3 protein-coding genes and 1 pseudogene are annotated in these 2900 nt (G+C 41.8%); all 4 read right to left on the bottom strand.

Annotation, left to right across the window (positions count from 1 at the left end; all coding sequences use genetic code 11):
• Positions 1-301, bottom strand: a pseudogene (locus GMD4S_RS07700) (hypothetical protein); the annotation flags it as partial.
• 116 nt (positions 302-417) lie between these two features.
• The gene (locus GMD4S_RS07695; protein ID WP_001060204.1) at positions 418-690 is read right to left on the bottom strand and encodes a PspC domain-containing protein; all 273 of its coding nucleotides are present in this window, start codon (positions 688-690) and stop codon (positions 418-420) included.
• A 59-nt stretch (positions 691-749) separates the two neighbouring features.
• The gene (locus GMD4S_RS07690; RefSeq protein ID WP_001054542.1) at positions 750-1193 is read right to left on the bottom strand and encodes a SprT family protein; all 444 of its coding nucleotides are present in this window, start codon (positions 1191-1193) and stop codon (positions 750-752) included.
• The coding region (locus GMD4S_RS07685) for a helix-hairpin-helix domain-containing protein (protein WP_000330219.1) at positions 1180-2900 on the bottom strand (1721 nt) is incomplete at its 5' end. The genes GMD4S_RS07690 and GMD4S_RS07685, both read right to left, overlap by 14 nt.

Genomic DNA, 2900 nt, shown 5'->3' with positions numbered 1-2900 from the left:
AAGCAGTTTGGATATGAGCTTCTTTTCGTAAATCTAGGGTTTGACCTTTGTTCTCTTTAATAAACTCTTCACCAATTTGGGCAGCAAGTTGAAGTTGTACTTGCTCCCAAACTATATTTTCAATAGATTCTTGAAGATATTCATTATTTTGTAATTTCTCTCTGTCTATATCAAGTTGATCTATATGTTCAACAACATCCTTAAGGTTATTTTCTAAAGAACTTTCTAATTCAAGTAATTGTTCATAGTCAAAGTCAGTTTCAGAACTTTGTAATTCAAACGTTTTATTCTCGTTAGCCATATTAATCTCTCTACATTATTATTGTATTCATTGATTTATTATACCATTTCAAGATTTGATTTGACAAGTTTAAAAAAACTTCGTCCAATCGGACGAAGTTCCTGCTTCTATTATTATCACCAAAACCGTCCATCATTGTCATCAATTGCCTCGGCTTCCTTTCGTTTGCGTGGTCCTGTTCCGTACATTTCTGCTTCGATTTCTTCCTTAGTTGGCAGGATAGAGGCGAGGATGATGTAAATAATCACGCCAATCCCAAAATTTGATATGGTAAAAATGGCAAAGAGAAAGCGGACTAAAGTTACATCAAAATTCCACTTGTCTGATAGACCAGCTAAAACTCCCGACACCATACTATTTCGTTTCATTTTATAAAATTTGTTATTCATGATATGTTCCTCTTTCGGTATTCTTACAAGTAGTATAGCATGAAACAGGTTCACAAACATCAGTCCTTAGGCCGATTTAAGATGACGAGTTTACCACGGCAGACGCCACAGCGATAGCGTTTGGTATCAATCTTCCTCTTTCGTTGATAGGATTGCTTGCAGGATTGACACTGATAGACTAGGTAGGTACTTTGGTCTTTCAGAGGGGGGACAAAGCGCAGTCCATCCACTTCTTTCAAAAGTTCTTTAAAATCTCGGTCCTTATGTCGATATCCTTTTTTCTGAAAATAAAGGTGATAGTGACAGAGTTCATGGCGTACGATTTTTCGAAAAACCTTCAAACCAAGTTCATTATAGACCTTGGGATTAAAATCCAAATGCCCATCTTTAGGGAAAAATCGCCCGCCTGTCGTTCGCAGACGAGAATTCCACTGAGCTTGGTGCGTGAAAGGTCTACCAAAGTCTTCGAGTGAAACAGACTGAACGTACTCAGTTAGATTCATCTGGAGCAAGGAGCGACAGATTGACTTTTTCACGTTCGGTATCGATTTTCTTAACCCAAACCGTTACCAAATCTCCGACTGAAACCACTTGGCTGGGATGTTTGATAAATTTGCGACTCATGTGGGAAATATGAATCAAGCCATCCTCGTGAATCCCAATATCAACGAAGGCACCGAAATCAACGACATTACGCACCACACCTTCCAGCTTCTGGCCGACTTTTAAATCCTTGATATCCAAGACATCTTGGCGAAGCACAGGTGCATCAAAGGAGTCCCGGAAATCTCGACCTGGTTTAAGAAGGTCGGCAATGATATCTTTAAGGGTTTCTGGGCCGAGATTCAGTTCCTGTGCCATCTCCTTAACTGAAAGGGACTTAAGCTTACTTTGTGCCTCTTCATTCAAGTCTTTGATATCCAAGCGTTTGAAAAGCTCTTTGACGGCAGCATAGTTCTCTGGATGAACTCCTGTATTATCAAGGATATTGCTACTTTCAGGAATACGGAGGAAACCAGCAGCTTGCTCAAAGGCTTTGGCACCGAGACGAGGAACTTTCTTAATTTGAGAGCGTGAAGTGATTTTTCCTTCTTCTTCACGGTATTTAACGATATTTTCAGAGATAGTTTTATTGAGTCCAGCTACATGGGAGAGAAGTGCTGGGCTGGCTGTATTGACATTGACACCGACCTGGTTAACCACCGTATCAACGACAAAGTCCAGACTTTCAGACAGTTTCTTCTGACTGACATCGTGCTGGTATTGCCCGACACCGATTGACTTGGGATCAATTTTGACCAATTCGGCAAGCGGATCTTGCAAACGACGAGCGATAGAAATAGCAGAGCGTTTTTCAACAGTTAATTCTGGAAACTCCTGACGAGCAAGTTCACTGGCAGAGTAGACAGAAGCACCACTTTCATTGACGATAACATAGCTCACTTCTGGAAAATCTTTCAGAACTTCCGCCACAAAGGCTTCGCTTTCCCGGCTGGCCGTTCCATTTCCGATAGCAATAATTTCCACGCCATACTGTCCAATCAAATCTGCCAAATCTTTCTTGGCTTCTTCAATCTGACGAGCTGAAGCTGGTTTAACAGGATAAATGACTTGAGTCGTCAGCATTTTCCCTGTTGCATCTACGACAGCAAGCTTGGCACCTGTACGAAAAGCAGGGTCAAAGCCTAGAACCACGCGCCCTTTCAGTGGAGCAACCAAGAGGAGATTTCGCAAGTTGTCAGAAAAGAGTTGGATAGCCCCTTCTTCTGCCTTTTCGGTTAACTCTGTCCGAATGCGCCGCTCGATAGCCGGCAAGACCTTTTTCTTAACTGACTGTTGAACCACTTCATCAATATAGGCGTTTCTCACCTTGAAACGAGCAGCAAAGAATGATAAGATACGGTCTGTCGCATGTTCGAAGCCGACTTTTAAGACACCTAGTTTCTCCCCACGATTGAGAGCCAAGGTACGATAACCCTGCATGTTGCCAACTGTCTCTGAAAAATCATAGTAAATCTGAAAAACTTGTTTTTCATCAAGGCTTTCATCCTTGACTTGCGAAGTGATTTTAGAGTGTCTCAACACTTCTTGATAGGTCAGTGAACGCAAAGTCACATCTTCCGATAAGGCTTCGACCAAGATATCAACCGCACCAGCCAAGGCTTCTTGACCAGTCGCAAATCCTTCACAGACAAACTTCTCAGCTTCTT

This window comes from Streptococcus sp. GMD4S (genome assembly GCF_000296955.1).
Note: the sequence above shows the minus strand (reverse complement) of the source record. Positions and strands in the feature narration are given on the sequence as shown.